The sequence below is a fragment of the Peribacillus sp. Bi96 genome, from assembly GCF_918698115.1.
In the GTDB taxonomy this organism is placed as follows: Bacteria; Bacillota; Bacilli; order Bacillales; family DSM-1321; genus Peribacillus.
In genome coordinates this window covers 33,593-51,452 of sequence record NZ_CAKKLV010000004.1, presented here as the reverse complement: position 1 = coordinate 51,452, position 17,860 = coordinate 33,593, and the positions used below count along the sequence as shown (strand labels likewise).

General features: G+C 41.0%; 21 protein-coding genes. All 21 read right to left on the bottom strand.

Translation table 11 applies throughout. The annotated features are described in order from the left end of the window. Window positions 1-2: 2 nt before the first annotated feature. The 21 genes from dxs to LQ203_RS06750 all read right to left on the bottom strand — a co-directional run bounded on the left by dxs (window position 3) and on the right by LQ203_RS06750 (window position 17,576). On the bottom strand, window positions 3-1,895 hold the full coding sequence (gene dxs / locus LQ203_RS06850; RefSeq protein WP_230156804.1) for a 1-deoxy-D-xylulose-5-phosphate synthase: 1,893 nt from the start codon (window positions 1,893-1,895) through the stop codon (window positions 3-5). Between the two features lie 250 nt (window positions 1,896-2,145). Beyond that, window positions 2,146-3,039 carry a polyprenyl synthetase family protein gene (locus tag LQ203_RS06845; RefSeq protein ID WP_230156802.1) on the bottom strand — a complete coding sequence of 298 codons (894 nt, stop codon included), beginning with the start codon at window positions 3,037-3,039 and terminating at the stop codon, window positions 2,146-2,148. Window position 3,040: 1 nt separating this feature from the next. After that, window positions 3,041-3,274: an exodeoxyribonuclease VII small subunit gene (locus LQ203_RS06840; RefSeq protein ID WP_230156800.1), complete on the bottom strand. Its 234-nt coding sequence runs from the start codon at window positions 3,272-3,274 to the stop codon at window positions 3,041-3,043. Then, window positions 3,271-4,623, bottom strand: coding sequence for an exodeoxyribonuclease VII large subunit (gene xseA / locus LQ203_RS06835; protein WP_230156799.1), 1,353 nt, complete (start codon window positions 4,621-4,623; stop codon window positions 3,271-3,273). The genes LQ203_RS06840 and xseA overlap by 4 nt, the downstream gene beginning before the upstream one ends. A gap of 157 nt (window positions 4,624-4,780) precedes the next feature. Next, window positions 4,781-5,647: a bifunctional methylenetetrahydrofolate dehydrogenase/methenyltetrahydrofolate cyclohydrolase FolD gene (gene folD, locus LQ203_RS06830; RefSeq protein WP_230156798.1), complete on the bottom strand. Its 867-nt coding sequence runs from the start codon at window positions 5,645-5,647 to the stop codon at window positions 4,781-4,783. A gap of 70 nt (window positions 5,648-5,717) precedes the next feature. Beyond that, window positions 5,718-6,110: a transcription antitermination factor NusB gene (gene nusB, locus LQ203_RS06825; protein ID WP_230156797.1), complete on the bottom strand. Its 393-nt coding sequence runs from the start codon at window positions 6,108-6,110 to the stop codon at window positions 5,718-5,720. A 441-nt stretch (window positions 6,111-6,551) separates the two neighbouring features. Next, entirely contained in the window at window positions 6,552-6,965 is a 414-nt protein-coding gene (locus LQ203_RS06820; protein WP_034308298.1) for an Asp23/Gls24 family envelope stress response protein, read from the bottom strand. A gap of 28 nt (window positions 6,966-6,993) precedes the next feature. Beyond that, entirely contained in the window at window positions 6,994-8,346 is a 1,353-nt protein-coding gene (accC, locus tag LQ203_RS06815) for an acetyl-CoA carboxylase biotin carboxylase subunit (RefSeq protein WP_230156796.1), read from the bottom strand. 14 nt (window positions 8,347-8,360) lie between these two features. Then, on the bottom strand, window positions 8,361-8,858 hold the full coding sequence (accB, locus tag LQ203_RS06810) for an acetyl-CoA carboxylase biotin carboxyl carrier protein (protein WP_230156795.1): 498 nt from the start codon (window positions 8,856-8,858) through the stop codon (window positions 8,361-8,363). A 627-nt stretch (window positions 8,859-9,485) separates the two neighbouring features. Further along, window positions 9,486-10,079: a SpoIIIAH-like family protein gene (locus LQ203_RS06805; RefSeq protein WP_230156794.1), complete on the bottom strand. Its 594-nt coding sequence runs from the start codon at window positions 10,077-10,079 to the stop codon at window positions 9,486-9,488. A gap of 14 nt (window positions 10,080-10,093) precedes the next feature. Beyond that, a complete protein-coding gene (gene spoIIIAG, locus LQ203_RS06800) occupies window positions 10,094-10,765 on the bottom strand; it encodes a stage III sporulation protein AG (protein ID WP_230156792.1) in 672 nt (223 codons plus the stop codon). A 7-nt stretch (window positions 10,766-10,772) separates the two neighbouring features. Continuing rightward, window positions 10,773-11,381 carry a stage III sporulation protein AF gene (spoIIIAF, locus tag LQ203_RS06795; protein ID WP_230156791.1) on the bottom strand — a complete coding sequence of 203 codons (609 nt, stop codon included), beginning with the start codon at window positions 11,379-11,381 and terminating at the stop codon, window positions 10,773-10,775. 16 nt (window positions 11,382-11,397) lie between these two features. Further along, window positions 11,398-12,606, bottom strand: a complete 1,209-nt coding sequence (gene spoIIIAE, locus LQ203_RS06790; protein WP_230156790.1) for a stage III sporulation protein AE — start codon at window positions 12,604-12,606, stop codon at window positions 11,398-11,400. Between the two features lie 33 nt (window positions 12,607-12,639). Further along, window positions 12,640-13,020, bottom strand: a complete 381-nt coding sequence (spoIIIAD, locus tag LQ203_RS06785; protein WP_230157089.1) for a stage III sporulation protein AD — start codon at window positions 13,018-13,020, stop codon at window positions 12,640-12,642. A 22-nt stretch (window positions 13,021-13,042) separates the two neighbouring features. Beyond that, window positions 13,043-13,246, bottom strand: coding sequence for a stage III sporulation protein AC (gene spoIIIAC / locus LQ203_RS06780; RefSeq protein WP_034308319.1), 204 nt, complete (start codon window positions 13,244-13,246; stop codon window positions 13,043-13,045). Window positions 13,247-13,267: 21 nt separating this feature from the next. After that, entirely contained in the window at window positions 13,268-13,783 is a 516-nt protein-coding gene (gene spoIIIAB, locus LQ203_RS06775) for a stage III sporulation protein SpoIIIAB (RefSeq protein WP_230156789.1), read from the bottom strand. Continuing rightward, window positions 13,776-14,708: a stage III sporulation protein AA gene (spoIIIAA, locus tag LQ203_RS06770; RefSeq protein ID WP_230156788.1), complete on the bottom strand. Its 933-nt coding sequence runs from the start codon at window positions 14,706-14,708 to the stop codon at window positions 13,776-13,778. Before spoIIIAA ends, spoIIIAB begins: the two co-directional genes overlap by 8 nt. Window positions 14,709-14,874: 166 nt before the next feature. Then, on the bottom strand, window positions 14,875-15,432 hold the full coding sequence (efp, locus tag LQ203_RS06765; RefSeq protein WP_034308328.1) for an elongation factor P: 558 nt from the start codon (window positions 15,430-15,432) through the stop codon (window positions 14,875-14,877). A 26-nt stretch (window positions 15,433-15,458) separates the two neighbouring features. Beyond that, on the bottom strand, window positions 15,459-16,520 hold the full coding sequence (locus LQ203_RS06760) for a Xaa-Pro peptidase family protein (protein WP_230156787.1): 1,062 nt from the start codon (window positions 16,518-16,520) through the stop codon (window positions 15,459-15,461). Continuing rightward, window positions 16,513-16,968 carry a type II 3-dehydroquinate dehydratase gene (aroQ, locus tag LQ203_RS06755; protein WP_230156786.1) on the bottom strand — a complete coding sequence of 152 codons (456 nt, stop codon included), beginning with the start codon at window positions 16,966-16,968 and terminating at the stop codon, window positions 16,513-16,515. The genes LQ203_RS06760 and aroQ overlap by 8 nt, the downstream gene beginning before the upstream one ends. Window positions 16,969-17,063: 95 nt before the next feature. Further along, a complete protein-coding gene (locus tag LQ203_RS06750) occupies window positions 17,064-17,576 on the bottom strand; it encodes a YqhR family membrane protein (protein ID WP_230156784.1) in 513 nt (170 codons plus the stop codon). Window positions 17,577-17,860 lie beyond the last annotated feature (284 nt).

The following is a 17,860-nucleotide window of genomic DNA, read 5'->3' as shown; positions in this document are numbered from 1 at the left end:
TGTCAGGCCCTTTTTTCTTTTTTGAGTGTTATCATTTTAATCTTTTTAATGGCGGTCTCAGTCGTTAAACCGATTTCTTCAAGAAGTTCATCGACACTGCCATGTTCAATGAAATAATCAGGGATGCCCATGCGATCGATAATAGCCCCATAGAACCCTTGATCATGAGCATATTCAAGTACAGAACTGCCAAAGCCACCTTGAAGAACCGCTTCTTCTATAGTCAAGATAGGCATTTTCTCACCAAGGAGACTGCTCAACATGTTCTCATCCAATGGCTTGATGAACCGGGCATTGATCACCTTAACGGAATAATCCTCTTTCTCTAGCTGTTTTGCCGCTTCAAGAGCCATTGGAATCGTTGTGCCGAAAGTTAAGATGGCAGCATCCGTTCCTTCTTTCAAAACTTCCCATGAACCGATTGGTATCTGCTGCAATTCGGTATCCATTACCACTCCCCAACCATTACCACGAGGGAAACGCATAGCAATCGGGCCATCATTATAGCTTAGGGCCGTATTGACCATATGCTGACCTTCGTTTTCATCCTTCGGCATCATCAAAACCATATTCGGAATATGGCGTAAGAAAGCAATATCAAAAACGCCTTGATGCGTTTCGCCATCGTTACCAACCAATCCGGCACGGTCAATCCCTATGAATACGTTTAAATTCTGACGACATATATCATGCACCACTTGGTCATACGCCCTTTGCAGGAAGGTTGAATAAATGGCAAGGAATGGTTTCATTTTTTGCGTTGCCAATCCGGCTGCAAAAGTGGCAGCATGCTGCTCGGCAATTCCTACATCATAGAAACGCTCCGGGAACTCTCGTGAAAAGCCAACCAATTTCGAACCTACGGGCATTGCAGGGGTAATCGCGACAATCCGCTCATCTTCACGTGCGAGTCTGCTGACCGTATCGCTTACAAGAGCGCTCCAAGCAGGACCTTTACTAGGGGATTTCACGAAATCGCCTGTCTCGATTTTGTATGGGCCTGTCCCATGCCAATTCCCGGTTGTATCCAACTCGGCCGGGGAATAGCCCTTTCCTTTTTTCGTGATGACATGCAGCAGAACGGGCCCCTTCGTTTTCTTGGCATATCTTAAATTCTCTAACAGTTCTTCATAATTATGACCATCGACTGGTCCAAGGTATGTGAAACCGAGTTCTTCGAAAAAGATCCCCGAGACCAATAAGTACTTCATGCTGTCCTTCAACCGTTCAGCAGTAGCCGCAAGTTTCCCTCCAACTGCAGGGATTTTTTTCAAAAGCAACTCCATCTCATCTTTTGCCCATTTATATTTACCCGCTGTCCTCAATCTTCCCAAAATCGTGTGCAGGGCACCTACGTTAGGGGCAATCGACATTTCATTATCATTCAGGATAACGATCATATCCTTTTTTTCATCCCCGATATGATTCAAAGCTTCAAGCGCCATTCCACCTGTAAGGGCTCCGTCCCCGATTACAGGTAAAATAAAACTTTTTTCACCTTTGATATCACGTGCAGCTGCCATTCCCATTGCAGCTGAAAGGGAAGTGGAACTGTGACCGGTTTCCCAAACATCATGAGGGCTTTCAATCATTTTAGGAAAGCCGCAAAGACCTTTATATTTCTTTAAGGTATCAAACTCTCCAGCTCTGCCAGTCAGGATTTTATGGACATATGATTGATGCCCGACATCCCATAAAATTTTATCATTCGGACTGTCGAATTCTTTGTGCAAGGCTATAGTCAATTCAACTACACCTAAATTGGGACCAATATGCCCACCGGTAACCGATAATTTTTCCACAAGGAATTTACGTATGTCGGCACTTAACTCGACTAGTTCTTCATTATTCATCTTCTTCAAAAAAGAAGGGTCTTTTATAGATAGAAGATCCAAACAGGACCACTCACTTTCTGTCATTCTCGGTTGTAAGCATAGACAAAGCCTCATGAAAGAGGGCTATGGAAGACTTGACCGAAAAATTGGTTTTAAGTTAAAAAATAGCCGCCAACACCCAGGTGATTTCGGCGGCTTAATATACCTATTTTATCACGTATCTCAATAAAAAAATTCATGTTGATTTTCACATATTTTTGCACAATGAGTATACCATAAAACCTCAATTGATAACAAATTTAGCCACAAATCAATGGTTACGGTTCGCTATTAAATCAGTTAGTTCATTCAACAAACCCGTTTGTAAGTTTGTTTTTCCTAACGCGGCATGAGCAAGTCCAACATGATGTTCCAACTTTTCCTTCGCCCCTTGAAGCGTAAGTAAAGAAGGATATGTGCTTTTGTGATTTCCTACATCACTGCCAACCGGCTTGCCGATCAACTCGACTGACCCTTCAATATCCAGAATATCATCCCGAATTTGAAAAGCAAGCCCCAGGTGGTATGCAAAGTCCCGTAAATGCAGATGCTGTTCTTCATTCGCTCCGGCTAATATAGCACCGGAAAGGATGCTTGCAGTCATTAACTTCCCTGTTTTATGTTCATGGATATATTCCAATTCCTGAAGGGTCAACTGTTTATTTTCACCTTCCATATCGGCAACTTGACCTCCAACCATCCCTTCGGCTCCGGCAGACTTAGCAATTTCACTTACAAGGTCCAGTTTCATTTCAGCCGTTACCTCGGGATCAATCATATCCGTCACCAATTGAAAGCTATATGTAAGGAGAGCATCACCTGCCAGTACCGCTATCGCCTCTCCGAACACTTTATGGTTCGTCGGTTTTCCGCGGCGGAGATCATCATCATCCATCGCCGGAAGATCATCATGAATCAAAGAATATGTATGGATCATTTCAATGGCAGCCGCTGCAGGAATCCCCATCCTCAAGTTTTTCCCAAAGGCCTCCAGAACCGCAAAGACCAATAACGGGCGAATCCGTTTACCGCCTGCCTCCAATGAATAGTTCATGGCTTCTTTGACCACTGCCGGCGCATTAAGTTTATTGACATATTCCACGATTTCCCGTTCTATAATCGCCTTATATTCTTTAGAAAACATTTCAAAAGACGCAGTACCCATGTTATTCTTCCTCCTGTACAACGAAGTTTTCAAGTTCCCCGTCTTCGCGTAAGATTTGAGTCAACTGATCTTCAACCGCCTTAAGCTTGGAGTGGCAAAGCCTTGATAAATCCATTCCTTGTTTATAAATGGAAATGGCTTCTTCCAAGGGCACATCGCCTTCTTCCAACTGTTCTACGATTTTCTCAAGATTCTCCATTGCTTCTTCAAATGTAGCTTCCTGTTTTTTTGTCATGGTTCAATTCGCTCCTTTATTTCTTTAATTTCACATTCAAGCGTTCCATCTTTTATGGAAACGGCTATTTTATCCCCTTTTGATACTTGCTGTGTACTTTTCACTAACGTCTCATCCTCAGCAAAAACCAATCCATAGCCCCGTTCCATGATTTTTAATGGGCTGAGAGCTGACAAAGTGGCAGTAAGATGAACGAACTGCTGAGATTTCTGCCGATAGATGGCTTCCATGCCCCTCCTCAAACCTTTTTCCTGCTGCTGCAATTCATCTTTTGAATTTTTCACCGCTTGTTCAGGATGCTGCTTTTTCAGAATATCGTTCAGCTGCTTAAGCTCATCTCTCTTTTTCACGAAATATCGCGTGCTTGTTTTCCCTAACCTGTCCATCGTCTTATCTAGTTGCTCAAGCTTCTGTTCATACATTTTATGTGGATAGCGGAAAGCATACGATCTTTCCATCCTTGTCAATCGGGTCCGTTCAAAATTCACTCCTTCACGAATGGAGCGGGTCAAGCGATTCTTACGGTTCATCAGACGTTCGAGTATTTCATTCAGGTGAGGAACCGCTAGCTCTGCTGCCCCAGTTGGTGTCGGAGCACGCATATCAGCGACGAAATCAGCAATTGTAAAATCGGTTTCGTGTCCGACAGCAGAAATTATCGGTATATCAGAATCATAGATCGATTCAGCCACTATCTCCTCATTAAAGGCCCATAGCTCCTCGATCGACCCACCGCCCCTTCCGACAATGAGTACATCGCTCTCCGCCCTTGCGTTAGCCTTTGATATTGCCTTAGCAATCGATTTAGCGGCATTATTCCCTTGTACAAGAGCTGGGTACACGATGATTTTGGCAATTGGGTATCTCCGCTTAATGGTTGTCAAGATATCCCTTAGTGCAGCTCCGGTCGGAGATGTAATGACGCCTACAGTCTTGGGGTACTGTGGAATCGTTTTCTTATGTTCGGACAAAAACAAACCGGCCGCCTCTAGCTTTTTCTTCAACTGTTCATAAGCAAGATACAAATCCCCCACACCATCCGGGGCCATGCTTTTCACATAAAGCTGATACTGTCCGCCCGCTTCGTATAATGAAATATCACCCTTTACAAGGACTTTCATTCCATTTTCGGGTTGAAATTTCATCCCTTTGTTATTAGCGGCAAACATAACGGAGAGGAGGCGGGCCTTCTCGTCCTTTAGCGTAAAATACATATGTCCGCTTGTATGTTGTTTAAAATTAGATATTTCGCCTTTTATGTATACATTTTGCAAATGGGGGTCGGCATCAAACTTCCTTTTAATGTACTTCGTCAAAGCCGACACGCTCAAATATTGTTGGTTGCTCATATATTGTCTCCTTCCGACGGAAATCGGATATAAAGAAAGCTCACCTATAGGTTACACTTAAAACTTGATTAAATCTATGCATGGAAAAAAGCGGTCTCCCGTTATTATAAAACAAGAGGTCCGCTTCTTTAAAATAATTTAACGTTTTTTCAGCTTTTTAGTGCTGGCTAATCCTGTTCAATGTTTTTTGAGCAGATTTGACCGTATTTTTCATAAGCATTGTAATTGTCATGGGACCAACACCTTTTGGAACTGGTGTAATGTATGAAGCCTTATTTTTCACATCATCAAACGCCACATCACCGCAAAGCTTTCCTTCATCATTCCTGTTCATTCCAACATCAATGACAACGGCACCTTCTTTAATATGGTCACTCGTGATCGTGTCCCTCTTTCCGACAGCTGCCACAACGACATCTGCTTGCTTGGTATAATAAGCAAGGTCCCTTGTCTTTGAATGGCAATATGTTACGGTTGCGTTCGCATTCAAAAACAATTGTCCGGCTGGTTTTCCGACGATATTACTCCTGCCTACGATGACCACATGCTTACCTTCAAGGTCATAATCGATATGCTCTAGCATCACCATTACCCCGTAAGGCGTACAAGGTAAAAAAGCATCCTGGCCCGTCATCATCCGCCCGATGTTAATCGGATGGAATCCATCAACATCCTTTTCAGGGGAAATCGCTTCAATGATCGCTTTTTCCTGAATATGTCCAGGCAATGGCAACTGCACCAATATACCATGAATGCTGTCATCCTGGTTTAATTCATCAATGTTCTGAATTAATTCCTCCTGAGAGAGTTCCGCAGGCTTTTTAATTAATATAGAATGCATGCCCAAATCCTCACAAGCTTTTTGCTTATTGCGCACATAAGTTTGTGATGCTTGGTTATCGCCCACCAGAATTACAGCCAAACCCGGAACGATGTTTTTTTCACGTAATTGTTGAACTTCCTTACTGATTTCCTGTCTAACTGCCTCTGCAATTTCTTTACCATTAATGATTTGAGCTGACATGTGTATATTCCTCCCAAGTTGATTTTTGCTAAAGAAATTGCTGAGAGAATCCAAGTTCAAGGCTGCAGCTTCAGCTGCCGATTTTCACCTTTATTTTGGATAAAACGGCATTTACAAAGCTGCTCGATTGATCATCACCGAATTTCTTAGCAATTTCAATAGCTTCATTCATTGCAACACTTACAGGAACATCTTCACTGTGAACCATTTCATAAACCGCGATCCGCAGCAAATTCCGATCAATGTTCGCCAGTCTTTCCAGCGTCCAGTTCTCTAAATTGTCCCTGATCATTCCATCAAGTTGTTCACGATTTTCCGTTATCCCCATTACTAAATTCTTGAAATATTCATCAGTAGGAGCACCATCCAGTACGCTTTCCATTGCTTCTTCTGCATTCGACTTGGCAATATCTATTTGATATAGTGCTTGAAGGGATTTTTCACGGGCTACTCTTCTTTTCATAATCTTACTCCTTTAACATCTACTATTATATATGAAAATGCTAGAACAAACGAACATTAAATAACATTTTTTCGAAAATATTAAGATTTTCGCTGAATTCTTTCATAATCAAGCTCAATCTCATTAAAACAATGGCCAAAAACCTCAAACATCTGGATTTTTGCAGACAACAATCCCCAGGATGCTCCTCTTAGTTAAACGGCCAATAAAAAAAGTGTCAAAAAGCTCATGCCTAGCTTTCATGCTCATATTTCACCTTTTACACTCTAACAGAAATCACCCTTGAATTAAAGGGAAACTTCCAGACACCGCCTTATTATGTTCATTTAAATTTAATATTATAAGCAGGTTCCAAAAGCGGTGTATCAGCGAGTATACATTAAAAAAACAAAAACCCGGCTTTTTGCCGGGTTTTTGCAGGTGTGAATCGAATGATGCCACTTACACTTCTTGTTCGTAATCCGCTTCTTGTTTCGCGTTTTCAAACGCTATGCCCACTACATGAATATTCACTTCACCCGCGTCGATAGCGGTCATATTCAACAAAGCTTCGCGAATGTTGTCTTGCACTTCCTGAGCGACTTTCGGAATTGAGACACCAAATTTCATGACACAATAAAGTTCCACTTTGATGGATTCTCCCGTTAAGTCCACTTTCACGCCTTTACCGTGGTTCTTTTTACCAAGCTTTTCAACTACACCTGTAGCGAAATTCCCGCGCATATGTGCAACACCTTCAACTTCCGATGCAGCTATACCCGCAATTACTTCTATCACCTCAGGCGCAATCTCCACTTTGCCCAGTCCACTATTATAATCATTCATTTCGAGTAATTGGCCTTCCATTTCACTCATTCAAAAGCACCTCCTGTCTTCCTTTACATTATGAGTTCATTACATCATATATTTCAAGGAATTTGGTATTAAATTCTCCGGAAACAAATTGTTCATGCTGAAGTAACTTAATATGGAAAGGAATTGTCGTATGGACACCTTCTATGACAAACTCACCTAAAGCGCGTTTCATCTTCTCAATCGCTTCTTCTCTCGTCGGTGCATGGACGATCAATTTAGCAATCATGGAATCGTAATACGGCGGTATCGAGTACCCAGGGTATGCAGCAGAATCTACGCGTACTCCGTAGCCTCCTGGCGGTAAATACATGTGAATTTTACCTGCCGATGGCATAAAATTCTTTTCTGGATTTTCCGCATTGATCCGGCATTCGATAGACCAGCCATTAAAAGTGACATCTGCTTGTGAAAGTGATAGTTTTTCTCCTGAAGCAACTTTGATCTGTTCTTTAATCAAATCCACGCCCGTTACCATTTCTGTAACTGGGTGTTCAACCTGGATACGTGTATTCATTTCCATGAAGTAGTATTTTCTATTCACATAATCATAAATAAATTCAACTGTACCGGCACCTGAATAGTTAACGGCAAGGGCAGCCGTTACTGCAGCCTGTCCCATTTCCGCACGCATTTCACCATCAAGTGCAGGAGATGGAGTTTCTTCAACAAGTTTTTGCAAACGTCGTTGAACCGTACAATCACGCTCTCCTAAATGGATCGCGTTACCATGATTATCAGCCATGACTTGAATTTCAACGTGACGGAAGTCCTCGATGAACTTTTCAATATACACACCTGGATTACCAAATGCAGTCGCGGCTTCCTGTTGCGTGATGCTTATGCCTTTAATGAGATCTTCTTCGGTCCTTGCGACGCGGATACCTTTACCGCCACCGCCGGCAGTTGCTTTGATGATGACTGGATAGCCCATTTCATTAGCAAGGGCTACACCCTCATCCGTATCTTTGATTATGCCTTTAGAACCTGGAACGATCGGTACATCAGCTTTGCGCATGGTTTCCCTTGCTACGTCCTTTGTTCCCATTTTATTGATGGCTTCTGGGCTTGGACCGATGAAAATGATATTACATTCTCGGCATAGCTCAGCAAAATCGGCATTTTCAGCAAGGAATCCATATCCAGGATGAATCGCATCCGATCCCGTTTTCTTGGCTGTACTGATGATGTTCGTTGTATTTAAATAACTGTCTTTTGATAATTTAGGACCGATGCAATATGCTTCGTCCGCAATTTGAACATGTAATGCTTCTTTATCTGCTTCCGAATAGACCGCAACAGTCTCGATTCCTAATTCCTTGCATGCCCGGATGATTCGGACAGCAATTTCCCCACGATTGGCAATTAATACCTTTTTAATCATTTAGAAACAGCTCCTCATTCCGGCTTTACTAAAAATAATGGTTGACCATATTCCACAAGTTGACCTTCTTTTACAAGGACTTCAACGATTTCACCGCTTACTTCAGCCTCGATTTCATTGAAAAGTTTCATAGCTTCCACGATGCAGACGATTGAATCTCCCGTTACTTTATCACCTGTTTTTACGTACGCAGGTGAATCCGGTGCTGGAGATTGGTAGAATGTCCCTACCATTGGAGAAGTGATTTTATGTAAATTTTCCTGTTCAGTGACGGCTGCAGCCGGTTTAGCAGGTTCAACAGCTTTCGGCACTACAGAGGCAGGGGCCGCTGCGGGCTTGACTTCTACTGCTGCATTGGCTTGAACAACTTCTGGAGCAGCTGCTTGGTGTAATACTGTACCCGTTTCTGTTTTTTTCAATTTAATTTTCGTTCCTTCATTTTCAAAAACGAATTCACTGATATTGGATTGATCGACTAGCTTAATAATTTCACGAATTTCTTGCACTTTCATTTTGTTGCACCCCTTGTCTAATTTAATATGAGTTTTTGAGGCAATGATATTTTATGTAATCCTTTACCCGTAGCTTATCCATAACTTGTCCAATTCTGCACAATCGAGCCGCTTTTTCCATACGATTGCAAATAAACTGAATGCATACCTCATCTGTATTATAACAGATATTTCACTTTATCAAAATATTGTTTCCTTTAAAGAATTGAAAAGTTTATGACCAGCTTCTAACATCATACAATATTAGCTTATGCAAATTCAATGATAGATTAGTTGGAACTTGATATCCATACTTCTATCTTACACCTTTATTATAATATTGTGAATTTTTTTCATCTTGTACCCCATAGCACTTCGCCTTGAAATTTACCAATTCCGATTGGAAAAACAGTAAAAACCCCTACTATTATTACTTTTTTGAAATATTAAGGAGAAGTGTAATCACCATTTCTATTTGAGTTCACCATATCATTTGGCATAAAAAAACTTTTCCTCTAAAGTTTCCCGCCTTTATGATATTAGAAAAAATACAAATAAAAAAGACCCCTTTTTTTTATAAAGAGGGACCTTCAAGTTTTTTTCAGCTCTGATCTGTTGTGTATCAGCTCTTTTTTACTATAGGTGAGTTTACTTTTCAGGTTGGAAATCGACCACTACATTTTGTGCATCGCTCACTTCTTTTCTTACGAGGCGGATAATGTTGTTGGCCTCTGTTTTAGTTTGTTTATCAGCCTTGACACTTACCTTTACATCCGTTCCATCCACTCGAACCAGTGCTGCATTATAATCCATGGCCACAATTAAGTTTTCGATGATATTTTCTTTTACTTTCGTTTCACTTAATTGTTCGATTTTCGCATAAGCCTCGTCTCTTTCTTCAGCGGAAAGGTCTGTGTTGCCCATCTTTGCTGTCAATTCTTCATTCAGCTTTGCCCGTTCATCTTCAATCTGCATCCTTAACGATTCGAACTCATCCCCTGATGCAATGGTTACAGAAGAACCTTCTGCATTTTTGGACGTTTCTTTTCCACTTTTATTTTCACTTTTTGTGTCCGCTTTGCTTTCGGTTTTACTTTCTGTTTTATTCTCTGCCTGTTCCTTCTGTTCGGTCGCCGTCATATCGGCGGCATTTTCTTCAGGAGCGGTTAAATAATAGACTGAAAGTACAACGACCAAACTTAGCATAGTCAATAACCAAACGGTTTGTTTTTTTAATAACATGTAGATTTTCCCCCTTATTTTTTAGGCATGACAGAAACCCTATGACTTGGTACATCTAGTGATCGTGTGACAGCTTCGACGATCCACTTCTTTATTTGAATGTTTTCGGCTCCTTTAGCGACTACCAGGACTCCTCGCACACTAGGTTTTTTTGTTTCCGAAATGATCGGCCCTTCTTTTTCACCGCTTTTGACCAAAACAAGCTGTTCATCGACCGATGTATCTTCTACCGTCCTTTTGCCTCCTTCCTGGTCAGTTTCTGAGGTGACTTGTTTTTGGGTGACTTTATTTCTTTCATATACTTTTTTCTCGGATGCATCCACGTAGATTACGACTTTTACGTCCTTGACACCCGCGATGGATTCAAGCGCTTCCTTCATTTCATTCTGAAGATATATCTCATAATCTTTTGTCGTCTTGAATTCAGATTGATTCTTCTGGCCGAATGTTTCTACATCATTGCCCTCATCTTCCTGTTTATTATTGAAAACCGTCTTTGCTTCAGGTGTTTGTCCCGTCTGGTTGGTGGTTAACAAATTCCCGACCATCATAATTCCCGCTCCCAAAAGGACTACTATTAAAGCATAAACATACAGGGAAGGTTTTTTTTCCTTAGGCTCTTTTTGGTCAGGGTCTTTATTTAATAGTTTTTGCAGCCAGGATAATGGACCTTTGTCTTTGTTCAATACTCAGTCACTTCCTTTCCCCGGCGATTTCAATGATTTCTTCATCGACAGACCAACTTTTTGCGAGAAACCTTTTGACAGCATCGAAATTGGCTACATTGGTAGAGGACGGTGTCTTTGAATTAATTTCAACCTTCGCTACGGCCTCTATCTCCGAGTCTTCTTTTACTTCTGCCTTTTCCAATGAAATCGTAATGTTTTGCAAATCATCAACGCTTGGTTCTTCCTCATTCTTGACTCCAACATCAATAGAACTAATCTTCATGTTATAATCCACCATCAGCTCCTCTTCTACTTCTGCCTGTAAGTCAACAGCCATTTGTTTTAAAATATATGCACCCTGGGTAGCTTGTATTTCTTTTTTCTTCATTTCTGTCAAATTTCCTAAATCTTTTTTTTTCTGACTTTCAAATTCACTTGTAGCCACAGACAGAATTTCGTCGAAATCCTTATTGAATAATCCCAATATAGGAGTGATGATGATCGCAATCAGTAAAAGCCCGATCACCAATTTGGCATATTTCTGTAAAGCTGAATTGGGAAGAAGCATATCGATAACAGTAGCCAGCAAAACAAATACGATAATATTGGATACCCAGCCAGCTAAAAAACTCACCTAGCCCTCCTCCTTTCTACCGAACCATCAGTGTAATGTTCCCAGAGGCTATGATTACGGTGATACTTAAAAAGAACATGAGTGAGACAATGGCCAAGGCAGCGAAAATATAAATCATGCTTTTACTTATAATATCAAGGCATTTTATTACAGGCCCCCCACCAAGAGGCTGCAAAAGACTTGCTGCCAATTTATAGACCAAAGAAATCATTAAGATTTTGATGGCGGGAAATGTGGTTATGAGCAAGAGAATAATGACGCCTGACAAGCCAACTGTATTTTTCAGAAGAACGGAGGCACTTATGACCGTATCCGTTGCATCAGTAAACATGCGCCCTATTACCGGTATAAAGTTACCCGTCACAAACTTGGCCGTTCTGATCGTCACTCCATCTGCTACAGCGGAGGATGCTCCCTGAACGGAAATGACACCAAGGAAAATCGTCATGAATGCCCCTAGTATCCCGATGGCAAAGTTACGGAGAAGTTGTGCCAGCTGTGTCACTTTGTAATGTTCGGTCAGTGTGCTGACTATGCTTAAAATCGCTGCAAAGAATAATAACGGAAGGACGATATACTGTATCAAGATGCCGCTGGTATTCATTAAAAACATTAAGACCGGGTGAAAGAATGCTGCTGATACAAGTCCACCTGAAGCAGCTATTAAAGCCAGGAGCAAAGGGATCAGCGCCATTAAAAATGAAATCATCAAATCTATCGTGTCTTTTGTATACTCAATCGCGACATGAAAACTGTTAAGTGCCAAAATGATCAACACCATATAAACGATTGCATAAGCAACCTTACTTACCGAGCTTTGCTCGAAAGCGTTCTGCAAAGTCTGCAGGAACATGCTGAAAACGGTTAACAAGATGAGTGATCCCAGCAGTTTGCCATTCACGAGCAGTTCATGAAAAATGAATTTAATAATTCCCTTTATCCATTGGTCAAAGGAGAATTTCTTATCACCACTTACAAAATCCATGAAGCTTCCTTTCTGGCTTTCCGGTAGGAATCCTCCATATTCCGTGACAATGTCATCCCAATATTGTTTAAGCTCATCAACACCCAGTCTTTCTATTTGGGCTTGTACCAGTTCAGACTGCATGATTGGTTCTTGATCGATTTCACCATTTTCAGGATTTTCGGCAGCTTGTCCAATAGATGTATGCAAAAAAAAGAGTAAAACGAATAGAATGGATAAGTAAGGCATCCGCTGCTTCATACATTCACCTCATTGACTAGTAGGAATAATCCGTTAACTTGGGAGCATTTGTATAATCGTTTCGATAATGACCGTCAAAATCGGAATCGCCATCGCCAGAATCAAGATTTTTCCGCTCAATTCTATTTTGGAAGCAAGCGATCCCTGCCCTGCATCTTTTGTAATTTGAGAAGCGAACTCAGCAATATAGGCAATTCCGATTATTTTTAAGATGGTCTCTAGATATACCGAATTTACATTCGCATTAACTGCAATTTTTTCTAACATTAGAATGATTTCATATATTTTATCCGCTAAAAAAAGAAAAATGGAGCAGCCTACAAAAACGACTAGCAGGAAAGCAAAATTTGGTTTTTGCTCTTTGACGACCAGGGCCAAAAAGGTGGCGACCAGGGCAATGGACACGATTTTTATGATTTCAATCGCGAATCCCCCCTTACTGAAATAGGAATACAGATTTAATTTTTTGAAATAAATCCTCTACAACCGAAGCTACCATGAATAAAATATAGATGAATCCGAATAGTGTCACCCACTGGGCATATTCCTTCTTCCCAACCTGATCGAGTATCGTGTGAAGAAATGCAACAACAAGCCCCACACCCGCTATTTTAAATATGATGTCCACATCAATGCCCATTTTCATTCCCCCCACATATTCCTACATCAACAAAATAATTAATAATAGGCCTGTTAAAAAACCAAGACTTTTCATCATTTTTTCATATTTCCCCTGTCGGTCGAGCGCATCGATCTCTTCCCGTTCCAAGTGTGCCATCGTTAGCATGATTTGCTTTTGCTGATGATATTTATCACTTTTTCCAAGCGTCTCCCCAAACTGTGAAAGAATCTCGAACTCTCCCTGTTTTAAAGCAAGGGATTGCCATATTTTCTTCAAACTTTCATCCCATGCTTCTTTGACGGTGGTCTCACCCGATTCGAGTCGATTTGCAAATGTTTCGAAAAAGATGGATAAAGGTTTGGCCAGCTGCTTAGAAAGTTTCCTGGCTGCTTCTTTCAAAGGTGTATGACCATACATGATTTCAGCTTCAAGCGATTGCATGGCGACTTTCAGCTGCCTCAGTTGACGTGGCCTCATGCTTAATTTTTTCGCTGCCTCGAAGCCTGCCCATGTCGTGGTTATAATAATGATGGCTGCTCCAATTATCTTAAACATGTGGGTTCACACTTTCACTCAAGAATAAAGGAACTCCCGCTGCATCAAGGACTTTATAGCTCCTCTTTCCTGATTTACTTCTTTGCAATTCTATAAAACGTTCAAAGATGTTTTGCTTTAATATTTCTGCGATAAAGGGCCGCTTCTTGATTTCATCCAGAGTATGGCCATGTGTAGTTATCATGAGTTTAATACCTGCATTTACTGCTTCTAGCACAGCTTGTGTATCCTCAGCGCGTCCTATTTCATCAACGACCAATACATCCGGGGACATCGAACGGATCATCATCATCATCCCTTCCGCTTTAGGACATCCATCGAGCACATCCACCCTTGTTCCAAATTCAAGCTGAGGCACTCCATGAACACATCCGGCAATTTCTGAACGCTCGTCCACTATTCCCACCTTTTGAGGGGCAATGCCTCTTTTTTCATTTCCACTGGATATCATTCTTGCAATATCACGTAATATGGTCGTTTTTCCTGTTTGGGGTGCACCGATCAACATTGTATGTTTCCATTCTCCATTGAATAAATAAGGAATGAGTGGTTCTGCCGCCCCTATTTTTTCACGTGCAATCCGAATATTGAATGAGGAAATATCCCTGATCGCTTTGACAGACCCATTTTCCAGAATCACCTTCCCGGCAAGACCTACACGATGTCCGCCCGCTATGGTTATATATCCTCGCTTTAATTCTTCCTCCAGCGTATATAACGAAAATTGACCTATTTGATTCAATAATTGATCTGCATCCGATTGGCTCACTTGATAGGAAAAGAAGAAAGGTTCCCCTCCTACAATGACCTCAAGCGGTCTTCCGACTCGAATCCGCAGCTCTTCCATTTTTTCGATCATCATCGGTGTCATACCCCGGAGCTGCTCGTATAATTTTTTCGGTAAAAAAGAAAGAATCGTTTCCATTTTGACAATCCTCCTGTATACACCACTTGCAATAAAATATATGCAGATCAGATCGAAATGATGACAAGCTAAAAAAGAAACTGGACTTTTATTGATTTTTTATCACGTCAAGCACCAAAAAAGAACAAAAAAAAAGACCGAGATATTAATCTCGGTCTTCTTCCAATTATGCGCGTGATACGTATGAACCTTCATTTGTATTGATCAATAATTTGTCACCTTGGTTGATGAAGAATGGAACTTGAACTGAAAGGCCCGTCTCAAGTACGGCTGATTTCGTTCCGCCCGAAGATGTATCGCCTTTTATTCCCGGCTCAGTTTCAGCCACTTCAAGTTCAACTGTGTTCGGAAGTTCTACCCCAAGTGTTTCGGCTTGGAAAGTCATGATATGCACTTCCATATTTTCTTTTAGGAATTTCAATTCACGTTCAATGCTTGAAGCTGGTAGCTCGATTTGGTCATATGTTTCGTTATCCATGAATACATGGCTATCTCCGCTTGCATAAAGGTACTGCATTTTGCGGTTTTCGATATGTGCTTTCGCAACTTTTTCACCTGCACGGAATGTTTTCTCTTGGATTGAACCTGTACGAAGATTACGAAGTTTAGAACGTACAAATGCAGCACCTTTACCAGGTTTAACATGTTGGAACTCGATAACCTGCCAAATTCCATTATCTACTTCAATCGTTACACCCGTGCGAAAATCGTTTACAGAAATCATAAAATTGTCCTCCTACATGTACATGTTTACAGAATGATTAACTCTTTCGTTGAATGAGTAAGTGATTCGTTACCTTCAATTGTAACGATTGTATCATCTTCAATCCGCACTCCGCCAACACCCGGCAAGTAAATGCCTGGTTCAACGGTCACGGCCATACCTGGTTCTAAAATGATATCGGACCTTAAGGATAATGCTGGACCTTCATGGACTTCAAGACCGATTCCATGCCCAGTCGAATGTCCAAAATACTGCCCAAATCCCTTTTCTTCAATTAAATTACGAGTTAGTGCATCCGCTTCCCTGCCCGTCATCCCAGGTTTAATCCCAGCCATTCCGCGCAGTTGAGCTTCTAAAACAATGTCATAAATGTTAATAAGTTCTTCACTCGGCTTGCCAACTGCTAATGTCCTAGTTATATCTGAAACATATCCATTAAAATATGCTCCGTAATCCAATGTGACAAAATCGCCTTTTTCAATGATTTTATCCGTAGCCACTCCATGTGGAAGAGCAGACCTTATGCCAGAGGCTACAATAATATCAAAGGAAGAAGAAGTTGCCCCTTGTTTCCTCATAAAGAATTCAAGTTCATTGGATACATCCAGTTCTGTAACCCCTGGGCGGATGAAATCCAGAATATGTGTAAAGGCAGCATCGGCAATAGCGGCCGCTTCCTTTAATATCTTAATCTCTGATGAAGTCTTTATCAAGCGTAAATTCTCAATAATTCCAGACACAGGCTTAAGTTGGGCTTCAATGCCCGTTTCGTATGCCTTATATGTCGCAAAAGTCAGATGTTCCTGTTCAAAGCCCAGTGTGCCGATATTCATTTCTTTAGCCTGTTTACCGACTTCTTCGATGATGGTTCCTTTATGTTGTACGATTTCATAGTCCGTCGCCTGTTTGCCGGCTTGTTCCACGTATCTGAAATCAGTGATGAATTTAGCTTCTTTTTGGGAGATCAGGACAACACCTGCACTTCCCGTAAAATTGGTCATGAAACGGCGGTTATATGTACTGGTAATCAAAAAACCATCAATGCCCACCTTTTCCATTGAGGCTCTTAAACGCGTAAGTTTATTCATATAATTTCTCCCCCTTTGCAATCTTTGTGATCGCCTGCAACGCCAATTCATATCCGTGTATCCCCAAGCCGACAATCTGTCCCGCCGATACAGGCGCGGTCACTGATTCATGCCGAAAGCTTTCACGGGCATGGATGTTCGAAATGTGCACTTCCACAACTGGAACATCAATTCCGGCAATTGCATCACGAATCGCGTAGCTATAATGAGTAAAAGCTCCAGGATTAATGATAATCCCGTCAAACCCATGATCTTCCGACCAATGGAGCTTGTCGATAATCGCTCCTTCATGATTGGATTGAAAAGAGGTCAATGCCACATTTAAACCTTGAGCTTGCTTTTGTAATAGAGCTTCCAAATCCGCAAGCGACGAGGATCCATAATGTGCAGGTTCCCGCTTCCCTAAGCGATTTAAATTCGGACCATTGATTAATAAGATTTTTATCATCACTAAACACCTGCTCATAATTAAAAGAATGCTTTCCATGAACATTCTATCATAATTACAAATTGTCTTACTACTTTTTTACAACCAAGAAGCATTCAGCTTTCCGACTGCTTTTCGGCTTTGCTTTTTTGACGTATATATTCCTGGTGGTCGTATGATATTGAATATCCTACAAAAAGACCATATAAAATAAAAATGCATATACTGGTTATAATTGTATTTGACGACATTTTCGAAACGGTTGGCAAATCGGAGAACATTGGTTTTAAGACAAATATCAGCAAAACCCAGCAAACCACTCCAAAAATAATACCTGAAAAAATACTCTTCATCCTTTTAAAGAGACCATAGTATATTAAAGCAATACCTACGGATATCATTCCAAACACAAGTATGGTCATGACCGTACCAAGCCAGTGATCAATCCAGGTCATATTCGACCAAGAAGTAAGGATGAATTTGGGGCTGAAATCCATAAAATTAACATAATGCGTGATTATTCCGGCTATACTCGCTGCTGCCCCCCCAACAAAACCGATAGCTAATACATCATAGATTAACACGTTTTGATTTTCCTGTTGATTTTGTCCATTTTCATTAGAAGACATATCAAACACCTCCGCTACATAGTATGCCCTCTGTTAAATAGAACTATTTTTTTTATTCTTGAGGAGGAGAATCACTAGAGGTTTTATGATTTATTCTGTATGATTAAATCATAAATAATCTGCTTTTTTCAGAGGAAAATATCCATCCTCTGTTGAAGTTTATAATGTACACAGGATAATGCTACCTTCCTGTGATTCAACATTCATAAAGTATTTGCAAGGATAAAAGTGCGATTCATTTTGAAGCGCGTCATTAGCCCTTGTGATACTTGATAATAAACATG

Coding starts and splice junctions, on each gene's coding strand:
- accC (WP_230156796.1), bottom strand. CDS start 8,346: ATGATTAAAAAGGTATTAATTGCCAATCGTGGGGAAATTGCTGTCCGA.
- LQ203_RS06845 (WP_230156802.1), bottom strand. CDS start 3,039: ATGGGTACTGCGTCTTTTGAAATGTTTTCTAAAGAATATAAGGCGATT.
- aroQ (WP_230156786.1), bottom strand. CDS start 16,968: ATGATAAAAATCTTATTAATCAATGGTCCGAATTTAAATCGCTTAGGG.
- efp (WP_034308328.1), bottom strand. CDS start 15,432: ATGATTTCTGTAAACGATTTTCGCACGGGTGTAACGATTGAAGTAGAT.
- LQ203_RS06840 (WP_230156800.1), bottom strand. CDS start 3,274: ATGACAAAAAAACAGGAAGCTACATTTGAAGAAGCAATGGAGAATCTT.
- folD (WP_230156798.1), bottom strand. CDS start 5,647: ATGTCAGCTCAAATCATTAATGGTAAAGAAATTGCAGAGGCAGTTAGA.
- spoIIIAA (WP_230156788.1), bottom strand. CDS start 14,708: ATGGAAACGATTCTTTCTTTTTTACCGAAAAAATTATACGAGCAGCTC.
- nusB (WP_230156797.1), bottom strand. CDS start 6,110: ATGAAAAGAAGAGTAGCCCGTGAAAAATCCCTTCAAGCACTATATCAA.
- spoIIIAB (WP_230156789.1), bottom strand. CDS start 13,783: ATGTTTAAGATAATTGGAGCAGCCATCATTATTATAACCACGACATGG.
- LQ203_RS06760 (WP_230156787.1), bottom strand. CDS start 16,520: ATGAATAAACTTACGCGTTTAAGAGCCTCAATGGAAAAGGTGGGCATT.
- spoIIIAE (WP_230156790.1), bottom strand. CDS start 12,606: ATGAAGCAGCGGATGCCTTACTTATCCATTCTATTCGTTTTACTCTTT.
- LQ203_RS06750 (WP_230156784.1), bottom strand. CDS start 17,576: ATGTCTTCTAATGAAAATGGACAAAATCAACAGGAAAATCAAAACGTG.
- LQ203_RS06820 (WP_034308298.1), bottom strand. CDS start 6,965: ATGAGTGAAATGGAAGGCCAATTACTCGAAATGAATGATTATAATAGT.
- LQ203_RS06805 (WP_230156794.1), bottom strand. CDS start 10,079: ATGTTATTAAAAAAACAAACCGTTTGGTTATTGACTATGCTAAGTTTG.
- spoIIIAC (WP_034308319.1), bottom strand. CDS start 13,246: ATGGGCATTGATGTGGACATCATATTTAAAATAGCGGGTGTGGGGCTT.
- xseA (WP_230156799.1), bottom strand. CDS start 4,623: ATGAGCAACCAACAATATTTGAGCGTGTCGGCTTTGACGAAGTACATT.
- accB (WP_230156795.1), bottom strand. CDS start 8,858: ATGAAAGTGCAAGAAATTCGTGAAATTATTAAGCTAGTCGATCAATCC.